Source organism: Halomonas sp. SpR1, from assembly GCF_031010175.1.
Lineage (GTDB): Bacteria > Pseudomonadota > Gammaproteobacteria > Pseudomonadales > Halomonadaceae > Vreelandella.
Map to the genome: position 1 here is coordinate 37,822 of NZ_JAUAMB010000036.1, position 18,192 is coordinate 56,013.

The 18,192-nt window shown below is 56.2% G+C and carries 13 protein-coding genes and 1 riboswitch; of the genes, 8 read left to right on the forward strand and 5 right to left on the reverse strand.

From position 1 onward, the window contains the following. Nucleotides 1-80: 80 nt before the first annotated feature. Nucleotides 81-788 carry a DUF3581 family protein gene (locus QT231_RS19840; RefSeq protein ID WP_308338544.1) on the forward strand — a complete coding sequence of 236 codons (708 nt, stop codon included), beginning with the start codon at nt 81-83 and terminating at the stop codon, nt 786-788. A 17-nt stretch (nt 789-805) separates the two neighbouring features. Here QT231_RS19840 and QT231_RS19845 read toward each other — a convergent pair whose 3' ends face one another. From QT231_RS19845 to QT231_RS19855, 3 genes are all read right to left on the reverse strand, one after another. Next, nucleotides 806-1,672, reverse strand: a complete 867-nt coding sequence (locus QT231_RS19845; protein WP_308338545.1) for a transglutaminase family protein — start codon at nt 1,670-1,672, stop codon at nt 806-808. Continuing rightward, nucleotides 1,669-4,095, reverse strand: coding sequence for a circularly permuted type 2 ATP-grasp protein (locus QT231_RS19850; RefSeq protein ID WP_308338546.1), 2,427 nt, complete (start codon nt 4,093-4,095; stop codon nt 1,669-1,671). The genes QT231_RS19845 and QT231_RS19850 overlap by 4 nt, the downstream gene beginning before the upstream one ends. A gap of 82 nt (nt 4,096-4,177) precedes the next feature. Next, complete coding sequence (locus QT231_RS19855; RefSeq protein ID WP_308338548.1) at nt 4,178-7,528, reverse strand: transglutaminase family protein; 3,351 nt, start codon at nt 7,526-7,528, stop codon at nt 4,178-4,180. A 365-nt stretch (nt 7,529-7,893) separates the two neighbouring features. Here QT231_RS19855 and QT231_RS19860 point away from each other — a divergent pair, with 365 nt between their 5' ends. Beyond that, nucleotides 7,894-9,375, forward strand: a complete 1,482-nt coding sequence (locus QT231_RS19860; protein WP_308338549.1) for a circularly permuted type 2 ATP-grasp protein — start codon at nt 7,894-7,896, stop codon at nt 9,373-9,375. Between the two features lie 4 nt (nt 9,376-9,379). Beyond that, on the forward strand, nt 9,380-10,390 hold the full coding sequence (locus QT231_RS19865; RefSeq protein ID WP_308338550.1) for an alpha-E domain-containing protein: 1,011 nt from the start codon (nt 9,380-9,382) through the stop codon (nt 10,388-10,390). Here QT231_RS19865 and QT231_RS19870 read toward each other — a convergent pair. Further along, a complete protein-coding gene (locus QT231_RS19870) occupies nt 10,387-11,457 on the reverse strand; it encodes a putative zinc-binding metallopeptidase (protein WP_308338551.1) in 1,071 nt (356 codons plus the stop codon). The two genes, QT231_RS19865 and QT231_RS19870, sit on opposite strands and share 4 nt — an antisense overlap. A 268-nt stretch (nt 11,458-11,725) precedes the next feature. On the opposite strand from QT231_RS19870, the gene QT231_RS19875 reads away from it, so the two are divergent. Beyond that, nucleotides 11,726-13,225, forward strand: a complete 1,500-nt coding sequence (locus tag QT231_RS19875) for a CoA-acylating methylmalonate-semialdehyde dehydrogenase (protein WP_308338552.1) — start codon at nt 11,726-11,728, stop codon at nt 13,223-13,225. A 76-nt stretch (nt 13,226-13,301) separates the two neighbouring features. Here the strand turns inward: QT231_RS19875 and QT231_RS19880 are convergent, their stop codons facing one another. Beyond that, nucleotides 13,302-13,994 (reverse strand): hypothetical protein, encoded by a 693-nt coding sequence (locus QT231_RS19880; protein WP_308338553.1) that lies wholly within the window; start codon nt 13,992-13,994, stop codon nt 13,302-13,304. Nucleotides 13,995-14,171: 177 nt separating this feature from the next. Here QT231_RS19880 and QT231_RS19885 point away from each other — a divergent pair, with 177 nt between their 5' ends. The 4 genes from QT231_RS19885 to QT231_RS19900 all read left to right on the forward strand — a co-directional run bounded on the left by QT231_RS19885 (nt 14,172) and on the right by QT231_RS19900 (nt 18,114). After that, entirely contained in the window at nt 14,172-14,774 is a 603-nt protein-coding gene (locus tag QT231_RS19885; RefSeq protein WP_308338554.1) for a peroxidase-related enzyme, read from the forward strand. 90 nt (nt 14,775-14,864) lie between these two features. Continuing rightward, a riboswitch (TPP riboswitch) is annotated at nt 14,865-14,972 on the forward strand. Then, entirely contained in the window at nt 14,962-16,335 is a 1,374-nt protein-coding gene (locus tag QT231_RS19890) for a sodium:solute symporter (protein ID WP_308338555.1), read from the forward strand. It overlaps the preceding riboswitch by 11 nt. A 69-nt stretch (nt 16,336-16,404) precedes the next feature. Then, a complete protein-coding gene (locus tag QT231_RS19895; RefSeq protein ID WP_308338556.1) occupies nt 16,405-17,829 on the forward strand; it encodes a diguanylate cyclase domain-containing protein in 1,425 nt (474 codons plus the stop codon). Between the two features lie 27 nt (nt 17,830-17,856). Beyond that, on the forward strand, nt 17,857-18,114 hold the full coding sequence (locus tag QT231_RS19900) for a hypothetical protein (RefSeq protein ID WP_308338557.1): 258 nt from the start codon (nt 17,857-17,859) through the stop codon (nt 18,112-18,114). Nucleotides 18,115-18,192: the final 78 nt, after the last annotated feature.

An 18,192-nucleotide genomic window follows, 5' to 3' on the forward strand; every position in this document is an offset into this window, starting at 1 on the left:
GGGGCGTGTTTTATGGCATTATGCGCGGCGTTGGGCAGTGATGGGTTTTCGATTTCAACGCTAGGCAGGCAACAAACGCCATGTTCAAGGATTTTTACGCGCAGCGCGGAGAGTATGTAGTGATCTCTGCAGAGCAGGCCAGCCGCTTCGCCAAAGGCGTGGCGGGTGACTACAACCCTATTCATAACCCGGATGCACGGCGCTTTTGTGTGCCCGGTGATCTACTGTTTGTACTGATACTCACAAAGTTTGGGTTGTCGCGGCAAATGGAATTTCGTTTCACCAACATGGTGGGCGCTGACACGCCGCTAAAGTTTAGCGAAGCAGACGACGGCACTCTTCACATCTGCGATGAGAGCGGTAAATGTTACTTGCAGGTGGTGCGTAGTGGCGACATTACCCACGACCCTGCGGTAGTGGAAGCCTTTGCGCGTTGCTATGTGGCGTTTTCAGGCAAGAATTTTCCACACTATCTCAAGCCACTGATGGAAGAGCACGGGGTCATGTTTAACCCTAAACGCCCATTGGTGATCTACGATAGCATGGGGTTTTCACTCGAGCGTTTGGATGGCTTTTCGCCTGGTTTGACGCTGAACCACTCTTCGCTAGAGGTTCACGGTAAACGCGCCGATGCGCTGCTGGAGTTCTCAATTGAATCCGCAGGGGAAGCGGTGGGCGTTGGATCTAAGAAGCTGGTAGTTAGCGGGCTCTGCGACTACGACGCCGATGAAATGGCCGCTATTGTCGAAGAGTTTTATCGTCTCAAGGCTGCTTACGAGTCGGCCTAGTGTCCAGTGGGCAAGCATCAACCTGCCAATGGCATCACATCGACCTCGACTTCAAGGCGGTGCTCGCCGCCGCCGTTCATAACGCCTTTAAGCGGGGCGACATCAGCGTAATCCCGCCCCCAGGCCAACACCGGATGCTGCTCGCCAGCCACGGTTCCGTTGGTGGGGTCAAGGGCCAGCCAGCCCAATTCGGGAATCCAGGTTGCCAGCCAGGCATGGGAAGCATCTGCGCCTATTAGGCGTGGCTGCCCAGGCGGTGGCTGGGTTTCCAGGTAGCCGCTGACATAACGAGCGGCGAGACCCACTGAGCGCAATGCGCCAATCGCCAGATGGGCGAAGTCCTGACACACGCCGCGCCGGTTGGCGAGCACCTCGCTCAGCGGTGTCGCCAGTGTGGTAAAGCTAGGGTCATACTCAAAGGTTTGATGAATAAGCGCATTAAGCGCGAGCGCTGCCTCCACTATTGGCCTGCCTGGGGTGAAGCAACTGTGAGCAAAGGTCACTAATTCATCGTTACGGCGAATAAACGGGGAGTCGAGCCGGTAGAGCTGAAGGTCAAAGCTATTGGTCTGACTAAGTTGCTGAGCAACGTTTTCCCACGCTGAGGAAGCATGCGGCAACGCTGATAAGGGTTGCGTGCTTAGTGGCGTGATCACTGTGACATCCAGCGTCTTATGAACCTCCTCCATGGCGAAATAGAGCACTCGATTGCCAAATACGTCGCGGCGCTCCATCTGCACCTGGGGTGCGGGGCTGATCTGCAGCTCTGAAGCGCCACACTGCTGGTGTGGCGTTTTACGCGGTAGCATCCTCGCTTCGCTATGGCACAGTGTCACTGGGGCGCTGTAGTGGTAGCGGGTGGTATGGCGCAGCGTGTAGTTCATGCATCGAGCTCCATGCTGACTAACTGGCGCGGCCGCTCCACGTGGCTGAAATGGCTCTGGCTAATGGCTTCACAAAGCGCGCTCAAGGGTTCAATCAGGGCATCCAGCAGTTGCGCCAGGGCCTCTTGCGCCTCCGGCGTCTCGGCCAAGTGGCTTAAGCGATCAATATCGGCCAGGTGCAGCGCCGCATTGGCTTGAATCAATAGCCGTCGCTCAGCGTTGCGGTAGGGCGAGGCGCTACCGGGCAGGCGATCCATCTGGCGCTCAATGCGTTTGAGCATATAACCCACCGAGCGTGGGTTGGTTTCATCGAACAGCAGTAGGTCGAGGATCGCCGCTGGATGAAGCTCGCTGCGATAGCGACGCCGGTAGGCGGTAAAGTTATCGGTAGTGGCGAGCACAACTTCCCAAAGCGCTAACCCCGGCGTGTGGGGCGCATCGAGGGTGAGCTTAAGCAGCGAGAGCAGCCCCAGCACGCGATCCAAAAAACGGCCGATATCCATAAACCGCCAGCCGTAGTGGTGGGGCATGGTTTCGTTGCACAGCCCGAAGAAGGCGGCTAACTGGGCAGACAGCCCTTCGCAGGCGCGCCTTGCAGCGCTGGCCCCTAAACTGGGATTAAAGGTGGCTATGCGCTGACGCAACTGGTGCACTACCCGCCAGGAGTCGTCGCCTAAGTGGTCGCGCACGCTGCGCGCATTGCGCATTAGCTGGGCAAACAGCGGCTGCAGTGCTTGGGGATCCACATCATCAAATTGGGCCAGCAGTGCGGCGCGCTTGAGCTCAAAGCCAATCAGGGGCGCCTGAAGCCGCTGCTCGTCCTCTTCGTTTAGTGTAGTGATATCCAGCGCTAGCAGCAGTTCATCGAGTAGCTGGTCGGCGATTTCATCCTGGTCGTACTCCATCAGCCTGAGCAGCGCTTCACGCAGCAGGCGCGCGCGGGTATCTAAGCGCTCGCCGTAGCGGCCTAACCAAAATAGACTTTCGGCTACCCGGCTGGGGAGGTCAGTGCCGTCACGGGTGGCCACCACCGGGCCGCGGGCCTGGCGCAGCTGGCTAACATGAGGCTGTGGAGAGGCGGCGGTAACCCACACATCTTTGACGATAGTGCTGCTCATGGATGGCAAACCCGGTTCTCCCACCCAGGCTAAACCGCCGGGCATCACTTGGTACTCACTTGCTTCACTATTTTTGGCTTTAGCGTTGCTGTGGATGGCGCTGGCTGGCGTGCGGGTTATAAAGCAGCGTAGGTTTAGCGTGGTGGGCTCTAGCCGCTGTAGGTGGCTATCAAAAACCGGTGCGGTAGCGGACACCGTCGTGGTATCGGCGTTGGGCAACAGCAGGGTTTCACCCAGCAGGTGTTCGCACAGCATCGGTAAGTAATCGGCTAATACGGGGGCTTCCAAAATGCCCACCCCCAAGGCGTTGGATAGCGCCACGCCGCCTGCGCGCATGGCTTGCAATAGCCCCGGTACGCCAAGCTGTGAATCACCGCGCAGTTCCAGTGGGTCGCAGTAAGCATCGTCGCAGTGGCGCAGCACCACATCCACCGGCTGTAAGCCGCCTAGCGTGCGCAGCCATACCTGGGTATCGCGCACGACTAAATCCTGGCCTTCTACCAGCGCAATATTGAGATAGTTGGCCAGGTAGGCGTGCTCAAAATAGCGTGGGCTCCCTGGCCCCGGCGTCAATAGGATAAGCGTGGGGTTGTCGCGATGCTGGTAGGCCATGGCGATCAGAGTACGGTGGTGCAGGTCTAGAAATCCCGCTAGCCGCTTTAACGGTGCATTGCGGTACATATCCGGCAGGGCGCGGGCCATCAGTATGCGGTTTTCAAGCGCAAAACCGGTACCTGACGGCGCCTGTAAGCGATCTGCCATCACCCGCCACTGGCCTTTTGTATCCAGAATGACATCCACACCGTGGAAGTTGATCGCTGCGCGGTCATTGGGTAGTGACTGGTGGCAAGGCAACAGCAAGTGCGGTGATGCAAGTAACGCTTGGCTTGGTAATAGCCCCGCTTCAAAGAGCGTTTTGGGCCCATAAATATCAGCATAAAGGGCACTCAACAGGCGACTGCGCTGGATTAGCCCCACTTCCAATGTCTGCCACTGAACTTCATCAATCACCCAGGGCAATGGGTCAAGCCGCCACGAACGCCCCTGGGTGTCATCGTGCATATTAAAAATCACGCCGTTCTCAGCCAGCAGACGCTGTATTTCTTCATGCTGCTGCAAGCGTCCTGTAGGGCCCAGGCCCTCCAATGAGCCGAGTAAGCTCTGCCAACCGGGGCGCAACTGCCCCTGACCATCGAGCATGGAGTCAAACGTGCCGGGCTGTCCCTTGCCTAGCTGATGTAAGTAATCCTCAACGAGCCCGTTAGCCACGGGCGCGAGAAGGGAGGGAGAGACAGGGGCCGTCATTATCCTTGTAATCCTGAGAGGTAAGAGGCGGATTATCCTGTACTGGGCGCTAAGAGAAAAGCGTTAGCTTTGTTAAAAAACATTAACTGGGCGTCCAACGCAGGTCGAGGGTTTGCGGCAGTTCCAGACTGGGGGTTTCCAGTTTGGGCACCTGATGACCGTGGCGATGGCCGCTGTCACTAAAACGCCCCAGGCGGCGCGCTTCGGCTTCAAACGCATTGACCGGGAAGGTGTCGAAATTACGCCCTGTGGGGTGCACCACGTAGTAGGTACAGCCCGCCACTGAGCGTTGGTTCCAGGTGTCGATGACATCAAACACCAGCGGTGCGTGAATGGGAATTTGCGGATGCAGCGCAGAAGGTGGCTGCCAAGCGCGATAGCGCACCCCGGCCACCGCTTCGCCGTTTCTGCCGGTGGCAGAAAGGGGTACCCGACGACCGTTGCAGGTCACCACATATCGGTCGCCGCTCATGCCGCTGACTTTGACTTCCAGGCGCTCAACCGACGAATCGACGTAGCGGGCGGTGCCGCCAGCGGAGGCCTCTTCACCCAACACATGCCAGGGCTCGATAGCCTGGCGCAGCTCGATATCCAGCATCGGGGTGTGCAAGCGACCATGCAGCGGGAAGCGGAACTCCAGGAAGGGGGCGAACCATTCCAGGTCAAAATCGAAGCCGTGTTGGCGCAAGTCACTTAACACATCGTCAAGGTCATGCCAAAGGTAGTGGGGCAGCATCCAGCGATCCTGTAACGCGCTGCCCCAACGCACTGGCTTGGCCCGGTAGGGCGTTTTCCAGCAGCGTGCAACAAGGGCGCGGATCAACAGCATCTGCATCAACCCCATGCGGGCGTGGGGCGGCATCTCAAAGCCGCGTAGTTCCAGCAACCCTAGTCGTCCGCTGTCGCTATCTGGCGAGTAGAGTTTGTCGATACAGAATTCGGCGCGGTGGGTATTGCCGGTCAAGTCGGTTAGCAGGTGGCGCAGTAAGCGATCCACCAGCCAGGGCTGTACCACCTCGCCCTCGGGCATTTGCTGCAGGGCAATCTCCAGCTCATAGAGCGCTTCATGGCGCGCCTCATCCACCCGTGGGGCTTGGCTGGTGGGGCCAATAAACAGACCTGAAAACAGGTAAGAGAGGCTGGGGTGGTGCTGCCAGTAGGTGACTAAGCTGGCGAGCAGATCCGGACGGCGCAAAAACGGCGAGTCCTCAGGCGTCAAGCCGCCAAGGGTGACATGGTTACCACCGCCGGTGCCGGTGTGGCGGCCGTCGAGCATAAATTTTTCGGTGCCCAGACGGGTTTCCCGGGCCTCGGCATACAGCCGTTCGGTTTGTGCCACCAGGGTTTGCCAACTGGCGGCGGGCATAATGTTCACTTCGATCACGCCCGGGTCGGGGGTGATCATAAAGTTTTCCAGGCGAGGGTCACGAGGGGGCGAATAACCCTCCACCATCACCGGGCAAGCGAGCTCCTTGGCGCACTCCTCAACGGTGCTTAGCAGGTCTAGGTAGTGTTCTAAGTGGGTCAGCGGCGGCAGGAAAATATGCAGGCGACCATCCCGTGGCTCCACACATAGGCTGGTGTGAATAACACCACTTTCAGTGTCGATTTCTGCTCGCGGCTGCTGCTGAACCGCTTCGCCCTCAGGGTGAGAGGGGCTTGGGTGGCTGGTTCGGCCCAAGCGTTCGGCATCGCTGAGGTGGTGCTGTTCGGCGTTGCGACGAGCAACTTCACCGTGGATATCGCCCAATTCAGGGCGGGGCGCGAACAACGATTCCGGTTGGGGCTGCTCCTCTGGGTCAGCCCACGGCAGTGCCGAAAGCGGTAAGCGCAGCCCCATGGGCGAGTCGCCGGGCACCAGGAACAGGTGTTCACGCTTGAGCGGCCAACGGCCGCTTTCCCAGCGGTGGGCCTGGCTGATGGAGTGGCGCAGTGGCAAGGCGTAGCCCACGACTTCATCCAGGCCTTGTTCCAATAAACGGGCTAGCCGATGACGCTCGGCGTCATCTTTGAGATTGGCTTCCCGTGGGTCAACAGTGACCGGCAATGACTGCTCTTTCCAAAGGTAGTAGTAGGCATCCTCGAACGCCGGTATCCAGTAGCGTTCGGCCACGCCCAAGCGTTCGCTAAGGGCCTTGGTGAAGCGTTGTGCCATGGCACTGTCGACGTCTATCTCGGGCGCACCTTCCATGCAGGCCAGCCATTTTGGATCTCGCCATAGCGGTACGCCGTCTTTACGCCAGTAGCAGGCCAGTGCCCAGCGGGGCAGTGGTTCGCCGGGGTACCACTTGCCTTGCTGCTGTTGAATAGCGCTGCCGGGCGCATAAGCGGCTTGTAGCCGCGTCAGCAGTGCCTCGGCGCGTTCGCGCTTGTGCTCGCCCAATGCTTCGGTATTCCACTGCGGGCTCTCCATATCGTCGACCGATACAAAGGTGGGTTCGCCCCCCATGGTTAGGCGCACATCTTCGTGCAGCAGCTCGGCATCCACTGCGTCACCCAGCGCGCAGATACGCTGCCACTGCTCATCGCTATAGGGCTTGGTGACCCGCGGGTCTTCGTGGATGCGCTCCACTTCCATGGTGACATCGAAAGTGACTTCACACTTATCCGAAAACCCAGTAATCGCCGCCGCACTGCCGGTCGTCGGGGTGGCGGCGAGGGGTATGTGGCCTTCGCCGGCGAACAGCCCTGAAGTGGGGTCGAGACCTACCCAGCCAGCGCCGGGCAGGAAAACTTCTGTCCAGGCGTGCAGGTCGGTGAAGTCCACCTCGCTGCCGCTGGGGCCATCCAACGCTTTGACATCGGACTTGAGCTGAATGAGGTAGCCGGACACAAAACGTGCGGCGAGGCCCAGATGGCGGAAAATTTGCACCAGCAGCCAGGCGCTGTCGCGGCAGGAGCCGCTGGCGAACGTTAAGGTTTCTTCGCAGCTCTGTACACCGGGCTCCATGCGAACCAGATAACCAATATCCTCCTGCAGGCGTTGATTAAGCGCGACCAGGAAATCGACGGTGGTGGTCGGTTCGCTGGGGACGGCCTTGAGCCACTCCATCAAGCGTGGCCCTGACTCGGTTATTTCAAGGTAGGGGCTGAGTTCCTGGCGCAACGCTTCTGGATAAGCAAAGGGAATCTTTTGCGCAATGTCGTCCAAAAAGAAATCGAAAGGGTTGATTACCGTCATTGGGGCGATGAGTTCGACAGCAATGGTTAACTCTTTACGCGGTTCGGGGAATACCACGCGGGCATTAAAGTTGCCAAACGGATCCTGTTGCCAGTTTAGAAAGTGGTCGTCGCCAGAGAGTTTAAGCGAGTACGCCTCGATATGCGTACGGCAGTGGGGCGCCGGGCGTAGCCGAATAACATGGGGCGAAAGACGCACCGGACGGTCAAAGTGGTAAGTCGTACGATGATACAAGGCAACGCGAATGGTCATGGGCCACCCTCAAAAGAACCGTTATTAACCGGTTGGTCGGTTGGGTTAAGGAATAACCGAACGTTTCGCAAGTATCGTTCCACTTTTACTTTTTTGCAGCCGCTATCTTAACTAAGACGTTTAACTAAAGTGGAAATCGCTTAATGCACCAAAATGACACTGTCTATGTGCACTGTTATAGAGCATAAAGTCGCTTTAATTGGCTCGTTCTCCCTGTCAAGTAGCGTTTAAGTAAGCAAACGTTGAAATATCGCAAAAGATGGTACGCATTTTGCTCTCAATTGTTTGATTGTTTTGCGCGCGGCAGGCCTAAACTGAGCAATGAGGAAGTTGCCGCTTCCCCCCCCAGCGCCAGGAGAGCGCCCATGAGCCAAGTGAATTGGAATAACTATGCGTGTCGTGATTACTACGATGAGCTGATGGCCGCACCCGGTCAGCCACGCGATTCAGCGGGTGAATTGTGCAACATGTTGGCAAGGTTTAGCGCAGAAGAGTTAGCCGAGCGGAAAACCGCGGCGGAGATCGCCATTCGTACCATGGGGATTACGTTTACTGTCTACTCTGAAGGCGCGATGATTGATCGCGCTTGGCCCTTTGATATTGTGCCGCGGATTATTCCTGCCAGCGAGTGGCGTAAAACCGAGGCAGGCCTCAAACAGCGCGTGCAGGCGCTAAACCTATTTATTGATGACCTCTACCACGACCAAAAAGTCATTAAGGATAAGGTGTTACCCGCCGAGGTGCTGGCGCAGTCGGTTAATTTCCGCCCCCAGTGTGTCGGCATTAACCCGCCCCACGGGGTATGGGCCCACGTTTGCGGTTCAGACCTGGTGCGCGATGGCGATGGCACGCTGTATGTGTTGGAGGACAACTTACGCATTCCTTCCGGCGTCTCCTATATGTTGGAAAACCGCAACGTCACCAAGCGGGTACTGCCGGAGCTGTTTGCCACAGGCAAGATACTCCCCGTCGATGACTATGTGGCCAATCTCTATGACATGCTCGCTGCGATGTCACCACGCCCTGGCGATGACCCCCAGGTGGTGGTGCTGACCCCTGGAATCTATAACTCTGCCTACTTCGAGCACGCCTACCTTGCCCAGCAAATGGGCGTCGAGCTGGTGCAGGGTAGCGATCTGCTAGTCGATGACAATGATGTGGTGTACATGCGCACCGTGGAAGGCCTGCGCCGAGTCGACGTTATCTACCGTCGCGTGGATGACGAGTTTCTCGACCCGGAAGCGTTTAATCCTGACTCCATGCTAGGGGTGGCGGGCCTGATGCGTGCTTGGCGTGCTGGCAAAGTCGCGCTGGCCAATGCCCCGGGTGCTGGCGTGGCGGATGACAAGGTCGTTTATGCCTTTGTGCCCGCGCTGATTCGCTATTACCTCGACCAGGAGCCCCTGCTACCTAACGTGCCCAGCTATCTGTGCATGTTCGAAGACGATCGCCGTTACGTGCTCGACCACTTGGATGAATTGGTGGTGAAGCCGGCCAACGAATCGGGAGGCTACGGCATGCTGATTGGCCCGCGTTCAACCAAAGAGACCCGGGAAGAGTTCGCCCGCTTGATTAAGGCGAACCCGCGCAACTATATGGCGCAGCCCACCCTGGCGCTGTCGACGACGCCTACGCTGGCGAATGGTTTACCGCAGCCACGCCATGTGGATTTACGCCCCTTCATACTCTCTGGGCCTGAAATACATGTCACCACTGGCGGGCTTACCCGGGTGGCATTGATCGAGGGATCGCTGGTGGTGAACTCCTCTCAAGGCGGCGGCAGTAAAGATACCTGGATTGTCGAAACCGACGATAAGGCGGCAGTGGCCGCGGTGAAAGGAGCCTAACGCCATGCTGTCACGCGTTGCAGAGAACCTCTACTGGATGGCGCGCTATATTGAACGTGCGGAAGATACCGCACGCTTACTGAGCGTCAATAGTCACCTTATGCTCGATTTGCCGGGGCGCCTGCCGCTGGGTTGGGCGCCGCTTATTGAAATGACTGGCAGCCTGGAAACCTTCACCGCACGTTATGATGACTTTGATGAGCGCAACGTGGTGCACTTTTTATGCGCCGACCCCGACAATGATATTTCGATTATCTCCGCGCTCGCTAGTGCCCGCGAGAACCTGAGAACTACTCGGGATGTGGTGCCCCGGGAGATTTGGGAAGAGGTTAACCAGCTCTATCTGAGTGTCGCCGACCATGCCGAAAACGGCGTTAGTCCACGCCGTCGCGATAGCTTTCTCAAAAGCGTTATCCGTGGTTGCCAGGCGTTGACAGGCCTCATTGAAGGCACCTTGAGCCACGGTCCAGCGCGTACCTTTATTGAGCTGGGGCGTCAGTTGGAGCGGGCCGATATGACCACCCGCATTGTCGATGTGCGCTCTGCCAGCTTATTGCCACAAAACCCTGAAGAGTTGCTGCCATTTGAGAACTTGCAGTGGATGAGCGTGCTCAAGTCGCTCACCGCCTATCAAATGTACCGCCAACAGGTGCGCTTGCGCGTGCGCGGGCCGGATGTGCTGCGCTTTTTGCTGCAAGACCCTAACCTGCCGCGCTCAATTGCTTGCAGCCTCGAAACATTGGGCCATGAGTTGACGCTACTGCCCCGGCAAGACCGCCCGGCGGCGACCGTTTCACTGGTGCGCGCCGATGTGGTGGATGCCGATATTCAAGCACTCGCTCATTCACCCAGTAAGCTGCACCTGTTTATAGATGAACTGCAGATCGGCTTTGCCGCTATTCACGATACGCTTAGCGCCACTTACTTTGTGAATGACGAAAGCGTGCCCCGCGTGACGCAAACCCAGAGCCAGACCCAAAGCCAGAGCCATGCGGGGGACAACGATAACGACTAGGGCGTAAAGGAGCCGTTTTTTAACGGGCTGGCGGCCTGAATGAGGTCATGCAGGTAGGCCAGCTTTTCGCGCACCGCCGGGGCAAGCACACCCGGCGCCAAATCGAGCAGCCCCATGTCACGGTTGAGCTCGTTCACCGCCATGCCCACCTGATGAAAGGCAATCAGCATACTCTCCAGGTTGCCATCGTACTCAACGTGGCTAATACCCATGTGCAGAGCAGTATCCAGCACGGCGACCATATCCAGGTAATAGGCGAAGGTTTCGGCAAAATCTTCCCAGGGGTGCATGGCGGCATAAGCGGAAATGTAGCGGTTAGGCCAGTCGCTGGGAGCCCCCTGCTGGTAGTAACGCTCTAACGCTTCGGCGTAGCTTGGCCGGTGATGGTTGCCAAATACTGCGCGACATGCCTCTTCATCTCGATCCTTAACCAAAACGTCCCAGTAATAGTGACCGATCTCGTGGCGGAAGTGGCCAATCAAGGTGCGGTGAGACTCGTTCATATCGACCCGTAAACGCTCGCGCTCAACGTCGTCGGCCTCTTTGATGTTAATGGTGATATGCCCTGATGCATGGCCGGTATACACTTTCTTCTGGTTGCCAGTGGTGCGCCATAGCCCTTGGTCGGGAAGGGCATCAGCCATAAACGAAAAACTTAATGGCACCGCAATAGCATCCTCTTGGGTGCCGTGGGGTAGTTTGAGTAGATCAAGGGTATGAAACAGGCGCCTTTTGGCTGCTTCAAGCGCCGCCCAGCGCTCGCGGTTACCATAGATGGTTAGGTCGGGAATCATGGCGTTATAACGGCAGCAGTCGCATAGCGTGTTCGCTTGGCCATGCTCAATCACCACCATGCGATTGCAGACGTTCTCAACAGCGTAGTTGTGACACTTCATTAGCGCCGTATCACAACCTGGATGGGTACAGCGATACCCGCCGTTAGCCAGGGGCTCGATGGCAACGATATTACTGCAAGCCGGGCACCAGCCGACCTCCGACTGGCAGCTAAGGCAGAGAGTGTTTTCGTAGAACAGCGGATTGCCACAGCGGCAGTTGAAGGTCTGCATAGATAATCCCCTGTGTTTAAACACGCGCGCCCTGATTAGCCGAAGCATAGCCAGCGTGGCACCACAATGGAAAGGCTAATTGACGTCCTGCGGTAGATTTTGTTTACTCATGTGATACTTGATTGACGTTTACGTCAACTTGCTGCTATACCCTGTGTTCTTATCTCAACGCGATAGACTTTTTAGAAACCGAGTTTTTACGACCATAACAACCACATTCATAACAACCACAGCCATAACAACCACAAGCATAAATAGGAGCAACGCTATGACCGTTCGCGAAATTCCCATGTATATCGATGGCCAGCCCGTGCAGTCGCAAAGTCAGGAGTGGCGCGACGTGGTCAATCCAGCCACGCAAGAGGTGGTAGCCAGGGTGCCGTTCTGTACCGCTGACGAAGTAGAACGCGCTATCAGTAGCTCTAAAGAGGCGTTTAAGGAGTGGCGTAAAGTCCCGCTGGGAAAACGCATGCGCATCATGCTCAAGTTGCAGGCACTGATTCGCGACAACACGGCTGAATTGGCGGCCCTGATTACTGAAGAACACGGTAAAACCCTGCCCGATGCGGAAGGCGAAGTGGGTCGTGGTTTGGAGGTGGTGGAACACGCCTGCTCAATTACTTCACTCCAGTTGGGTGAGCTGGCGGAAAATGCCGCTAACGAGGTGGACGTTTACACTATGCACCAACCGTTGGGAGTGGGGGCTGGGATTACCGCCTTTAACTTCCCCATTATGTTGCCCTGTTTTATGTTCCCGCTGGCGATTGCCACCGGTAATACCTTTGTTCTCAAACCATCGGAGCAGGATCCCAGCTCCACCATGCGCTTAGTGGAGCTTGCCCACGAAGCCGGTGTTCCCGCTGGCGTGCTCAATGTGGTGCATGGTGGCCCAGATGTGGCCAACCAAATAGCCGATCATCAGGATATCAAAGCGCTTTCGTTCATCGGCTCTACCCATGTGGGGTCGCTGCTCTACAACCGTGCGGCGGCGGCAGGCAAGCGCATGCAGGCGATGATGGGTGCCAAGAACCACTGTGTGGTGATGCCCGACGCTAACCGTAGCCAAGCGATTAACAACCTGCTGGGCTCTGCATTTGGCGCGGCGGGCCAACGCTGCATGGCAAACTCCGTGGTGGTGCTGGTGGGCGAGGCGCGTGAGTGGTTGAGCGATATCGTCGATGCGGCGCAAGCAATGAAAGTCGGCCCGGGCACGCAGCTAGATGCGGATTTGGGCCCGCTGGTGTCACCGGCCGCCCGTGATCGTGTCTTGCGTTTAATTGATGCAGGTGAAAAAGAGGGCGCCAAACTGTTGGTCGATGGGCGTAATGTTCAGGTAGAGGGTTACCCCAACGGTAACTTTGTGGGGCCGACTCTGTTTGCCGATGTAACGGCGGATATGACTATTTACCGCGAGGAGATTTTTGGCCCTGTGCTGTGTGTGGTGAGTGTTGAAACGCTGGATGACGCGATTGCTTTCATCAATGCCAACCCTAACGGCAACGGCACTTCCATCTTCACTAACTCGGGCTGGGTCGCGCGCCGTTTTGAAACCGATATTGATGTTGGTCAAATCGGTATCAACGTGCCCATTCCAGTACCCGTGGCGTATTTCAGCTTCACCGGCTCACGTGCTTCGAAGCTGGGTGATTTAGGGCCTAACGGTAAGCAGGCTATAGCGTTCTGGACACAAACAAAAACCGTGACAGCGCGTTGGTTCGAACCAGAAAATGTTTCCAGCGGTATCAATAGCACGATCTCGCTTGGCTAGTTGAAGCGACTTTAACTGCCGGAATTAGCCACATCGGCCCGGCTTTAAGCGGGCCGATGAATCGACACTGCAAGGCTTAAAAGTGATCGAACAGTGGCAGGCTCTCTTCCAGCAACTGTTCGATCGGGTCAAGCTGGCTTTCGTGTAAAACTAGCAGTGACTGCCCATGCATAAATTCATCAGCTGGGGGCACCAGAAGCGCAAATTCTCCCTCCTCAAGATGAAATTCATGTATTTCGCGCATGCCTAAAGGCGTCATGCACTGGGAGCAGCGGTAGGTGTCGTCTTCACCATAAACAAGACGGTGATACATTTTAAACAGCGTGTACAGGGCTAAACCGCCTTCAAACGCTGGCCAGCGTGCGGGGGTTTCGCGAATGTCGTTGGTAAGGTCTTGGCCCTCGGCTTGGGCATCTGCAATTGCATCGGCGAGTGGGGCAGCGAGAATGGCGCTTTTGTCGGCAGGTAGCGGCGTATTGTGCTTAGAGGCGTGTTCAAAATCCTGCACCACGCGCTTAAAGTCAGGCACACCGCCGAGCGAGTAGTCGACATGCTGTAAGTCTTCGGGCTCAAAGCCGCCGTTTTCCCAGCCATGAATGACTCGCAGTGTCATTTGTCCCCGTTTCATTGGGCGGGCAAGCAACATATGCAGCATTATACGAATGTGTAGCTGACGCTCATCGGTATCATTTTCAAATGCTCGATAGGGGTCAGTAAACAGCTCATTTAGGCGACCGGGGGTATGTTCCTTGGCTTCGTGTTGGTTCATGACAGTGTCCCTTTGAACGAACTGTTTATTAAGAGTAGCGCGCAGTTTTTATTACAGATCGAATTTTCAGTATGGCGAGCTGGTTTGCTGATTAAAAGCCCCTTATTTTAGCTTTTTGTTACCCACCGGCTAAACCTTTTTTGCCAGATGCTTAAACTTAACAATAAAGAGGTGAGTATGTCTGCATCATTAAGTCGTTTTAACGTGCCTGATACGTTGGATGCTCTGCCGGAAGATATTCGCAGTACCATTTTGGCGGTTCAGGAGAAAGCGGGATTTGTGCCCAATGTGTTTCTGATGCTGGCCCATCGCCCCGCTGAGTTTCGGGCTTTTTTTGCCTATCACGATGCGTTGATGGAGCGTGAGTCGGACACGCTCACCAAAGCCGAAAAAGAGATGATTGTGGTCGCCACTAGCGCGCGCAACCGCTGCTTATATTGTGTTGTCGCTCACGGTGCCCTGGTGCGTATTTACAGTAAAGACCCGCTGCTCGCTGATCAAGTGGCGATCAACCATCGCGTGGCGCCGATTAGCGAGCGCCACCGTGTGATGCTCGATTTCGCGATGCATTGCGCTATCGATGTGGGTGAAATGACTGACGAATGGCTAAGCCGTTTATTCGAAGTAGGCTTTAGCCAAGAGGATTGCTGGGATATAGGCGCCATCGCGGCGTTTTTTGGCCTGTCGAATCGCTTGGTCACGCTGGCGGGTACACCACCGAATGAAGAGTTTTACTTAATGGGGCGCGTGCCTCGTTCCGATACGACCACCACACCTTAAGCTTTACTAAGTTGTGATTCTGTTTGAGAATAGTTCCCGAATCGGTTTTGACACCGTTCTTAACGCCGCTTTTAACATCGTACCTACATTCACTGTCGCCAGGGGAGCCCCTGCTTAAAAGGGCTGAGATGCGCACTGCGCAGACCCTGGAACCTGATCCGGTTAGTACCGGCGGAGGAAGTGCGACATGCTTTACCTGACGTCAGCCGTGCTTGGCGCGGCGCTGTGCTGCTTTGCTTATCTAGGCCTGCGAGCTCGCTGGGTGGATGGCCCACTTGACGACTATGTCACCGCCCGCAACTCGCAAACGGCTTCTACGCTTGGTTTCTCCTTCCTTGCCTCCGGCATGGGGGCATGGATTCTCTTTGCGCCCCCTGAAATAGGGGCCTTTGTTGGCCCGCTGGCGCTGGCAGGCTATGCGCTTGGCTCTGCGCTGCCGTTTATCGTCTTGGGGCTGTATGGGCCGAAGATTCGTCGTGCGCTGCCTGAGGGGCGCAGCATCGCCGAGTTTGCTGAGGCCTGCTATGGCTCTGGTGTAAGGCGCTGGGTAACGCTGGTATCCATTGCCTATATGGCGTGCTTTTTAGCCGCCGAACTCACCGCGATTGGGGCAATCACTGCGTTACTTTCCGATGTGCCGCCGGCACTGGTGATTATTGGCGTGGCGCTAACTACGCTGGTTTATACCGCTGCGGGAGGCCTGCGAGCCAGCCTTGCCACTGACCGCTGGCAGGCGTGGCTGCTGCTGGTACTACTATGTGCGGTGGGCGGCATGGCCCTATGGCGGCTCCCTGCTATTCCCACTGAGGCTGCGCTTCCTTCCATTCCCGTTACCAGTGCGCTCAGCGTAGCGTTAACGCTAGTGATCGCGGTAACCGCGGCTAATCTTTTCCACCAAGGCTATTGGCAACGCGTGTGGGCTGCTCAAGATGATCAAAGCTTGGGACGCGGAGCATGGTTAGGCGGCACGATGACGGTAATCGTCGTTATGGTGATTGGCGGTTTGGGCGTGTTGGCTGCCATGAGCGGTGTGTCTTTGGGTGAGCCTCCGATGCCATTTTTTGCCTTACTAAGTGATGCCCCTATTTGGCTTTCACTGCCTGCTTTAGTATTGGCAGTGACCTTGGTGGCTTCCAGCGTTGATACGTTGCAAAACGGTATTGCCTCGCTGGTGGTCGCACGCAGCGAACAACAGGGCGTTTCACTGGTGGCCGCCCGCTGGGTGACGGTAATCGTGATGATCCCGGTGGTAGTGATTGCCCTGCAGGGGCTGTCGGTACTGCGGCTGTTTTTGATTGCCGACTTGCTGTGTGCCGCTATTGTGGTGCCTGTTCTGCTCGGCCTGTGGCAACGAATGACGCCAATTGCAGCCATTGGGGGGGGCGTTGCTGGTTTGCTAGGTGCCATTCTCCCGGGGTGGTTAAGCCAAGGAAACCTGATAGCAGGGATTGTGGCTGCCAGCTTTCCGGGCAGTATTCCTACCCTGGGGCCGTTCGTCGGGGCGTTAATCGCCTCTACGCTCACGAGTGTGCTGCTCGCGTTTTTAACCAGAAAAAAGTGAGATTGAAGCAGTAAAGAGCTGATCGCGTTATGCTAGCGGAATAACAGCTACCTCATGGTTGATAAGACAATGAGCTTTCCCATAGCACCTGACGAAGATGCGCGATTAGCAGCCCTTTATGAGCTTGCACTTCTAGACACCCCAGATGAGCCTGCTTTTGATCGCATCACTAGGCTGGTGACCAAGCTGCTAAACGTGCCTATCTCGACGGTGACGCTGGTAGATGCACAACGGCAGTGGTTTAAGTCCAGCATTGGCGTTGAGACCCAAGAGACATCTCGTGATGTAGCTTTCTGCGCTTATACCATTATGTCCTCAGAGCCATTTATTGTTGAGGATGCCAGTCAAGATCCCCGTTTTTCTCAAAACCCCTTAGTGACTGCCCCCGACGGCATCCGTTTTTATGTGGGTATTCCATTACGCTCTTTGCAAGGCTTGGCACTGGGATCGCTCTGCGCGCTCGACACTAAGCCCCGCGTCGTTAGCGCGGATGAGTTAGCGGCCTTGCAAGACTTAGCAGCAATAGCAACAGAGGAAGTACATTTGCGTGAGCGGGTGGTGCTGGAGAAGAAAAATGCCCAGGCATATCAGCAACAACTGAATGAATTACACCGCAGTATGGAGTGCCAAATCGAGCGGCGCACCAATGAGCTCAATTTAGTCATCGAGTCAGCTTATGACGCCTATATTAGTATTGATACCCACGACGTGATTCTAGACTGGAACCGAGCAGCAGAGGTGATGTTTGGTTGGCCGCGCAAAGAAGCACTGGCGAGGACGATAACGGAGCTGATTTTCCCCACCGGATTGCCCTCCAGCAATAACCGTGTTGCCATTACATCTACGGCTCGACGTCGGGATGGTACTGAACTGCCTGTTGAAATTCGTATTAAGGCGCTAATGATTGGTGGGCGCGAACGGCGAAGTCTTTTTATCCACGATATTACCGAGCGTCAGCAGCTTGAACGACTGCGTGATCAGCAGGCACGAGAAGACGTTTTGACCAAACTGCCCAACCGGCGAGCCTTAGATGAGCGCTTGCCAGAAGCAATGGCACGCACTCGACGCACCCAGCAGCCCTTAGCCGTGCTGTTCATGGATCTGGATGGTTTTAAAGCGATTAACGATACCCACGGCCATGCCATGGGCGATGAATTGCTACGCGTGATTGCTAAACGGCTGGTGCAAGCTGTCCGTGAAACCGATTATGTAGCGCGCTGGGCCGGGGATGAGTTTGTTTTACTATTGGAAGGCAGTGAGCCTACGGTCATTGAGCAGTTGGCTGATAAATTAATTCAGCTAGTTCAAGAGCCAATGGCCGCTGGTAACGCAGCGCTAAATGTCAGTGTCAGTATCGGCATCGCGCTATATTTGCCCGCTAGTGCCGAGACAGCCAACGAACTGCTGAAGCGTGCAGATGTGGCGATGTATGAAGCCAAGCGCTCTGGAAAAGCCCAAGTGCGTATTGCCCAGCCTGTTGAAAGAGCTTGTTAAGCACCAGGGAAACATTCAAGGACGACCATGATTCGAACTATTTTGACCACCCCGGAAGGCGAAACTCACGAGGGCGATGAGCGCCTAATGGCAGTGTGGCAATCCACGCCTGGCAGCCATATCTGGATCGATATGCAGGGGGAATCCCAACAAAGCGAGCGGGCGATTTTAGAGGCCTTTGAGTTCCACCCAATGGCGATTCAAGACGCCCATAAAGAGCGCCATCCACCTAAAATCCTGAATTCAAACATTAAGCGCAGCACCTGCGGTTTTCAGCGCCCCTGAATACTCTCCCAGGAACACTTGTGCCGGTGTCCGATACCCCAAGCGTTTTCTGGGGCGGTTGTTCAACTTGGCAACGAC

What these genes read in the sequence shown, in the direction of transcription:
- QT231_RS19840 (WP_308338544.1), top strand. Translation starts at nt 81, where the DNA reads ATGTTCAAGGATTTTTACGCGCAGCGCGGAGAGTATGTAGTGATCTCT.
- QT231_RS19845 (WP_308338545.1), bottom strand. Translation starts at nt 1,672, where the DNA reads ATGAACTACACGCTGCGCCATACCACCCGCTACCACTACAGCGCCCCA.
- QT231_RS19850 (WP_308338546.1), bottom strand. Translation starts at nt 4,095, where the DNA reads ATGACGGCCCCTGTCTCTCCCTCCCTTCTCGCGCCCGTGGCTAACGGG.
- QT231_RS19855 (WP_308338548.1), bottom strand. Translation starts at nt 7,528, where the DNA reads ATGACCATTCGCGTTGCCTTGTATCATCGTACGACTTACCACTTTGAC.
- QT231_RS19860 (WP_308338549.1), top strand. Translation starts at nt 7,894, where the DNA reads ATGAGCCAAGTGAATTGGAATAACTATGCGTGTCGTGATTACTACGAT.
- QT231_RS19865 (WP_308338550.1), top strand. Translation starts at nt 9,380, where the DNA reads ATGCTGTCACGCGTTGCAGAGAACCTCTACTGGATGGCGCGCTATATT.
- QT231_RS19870 (WP_308338551.1), bottom strand. Translation starts at nt 11,457, where the DNA reads ATGCAGACCTTCAACTGCCGCTGTGGCAATCCGCTGTTCTACGAAAAC.
- QT231_RS19875 (WP_308338552.1), top strand. Translation starts at nt 11,726, where the DNA reads ATGACCGTTCGCGAAATTCCCATGTATATCGATGGCCAGCCCGTGCAG.
- QT231_RS19880 (WP_308338553.1), bottom strand. Translation starts at nt 13,994, where the DNA reads ATGAACCAACACGAAGCCAAGGAACATACCCCCGGTCGCCTAAATGAG.
- QT231_RS19885 (WP_308338554.1), top strand. Translation starts at nt 14,172, where the DNA reads ATGTCTGCATCATTAAGTCGTTTTAACGTGCCTGATACGTTGGATGCT.
- QT231_RS19890 (WP_308338555.1), top strand. Translation starts at nt 14,962, where the DNA reads ATGCTTTACCTGACGTCAGCCGTGCTTGGCGCGGCGCTGTGCTGCTTT.
- QT231_RS19895 (WP_308338556.1), top strand. Translation starts at nt 16,405, where the DNA reads ATGAGCTTTCCCATAGCACCTGACGAAGATGCGCGATTAGCAGCCCTT.
- QT231_RS19900 (WP_308338557.1), top strand. Translation starts at nt 17,857, where the DNA reads ATGATTCGAACTATTTTGACCACCCCGGAAGGCGAAACTCACGAGGGC.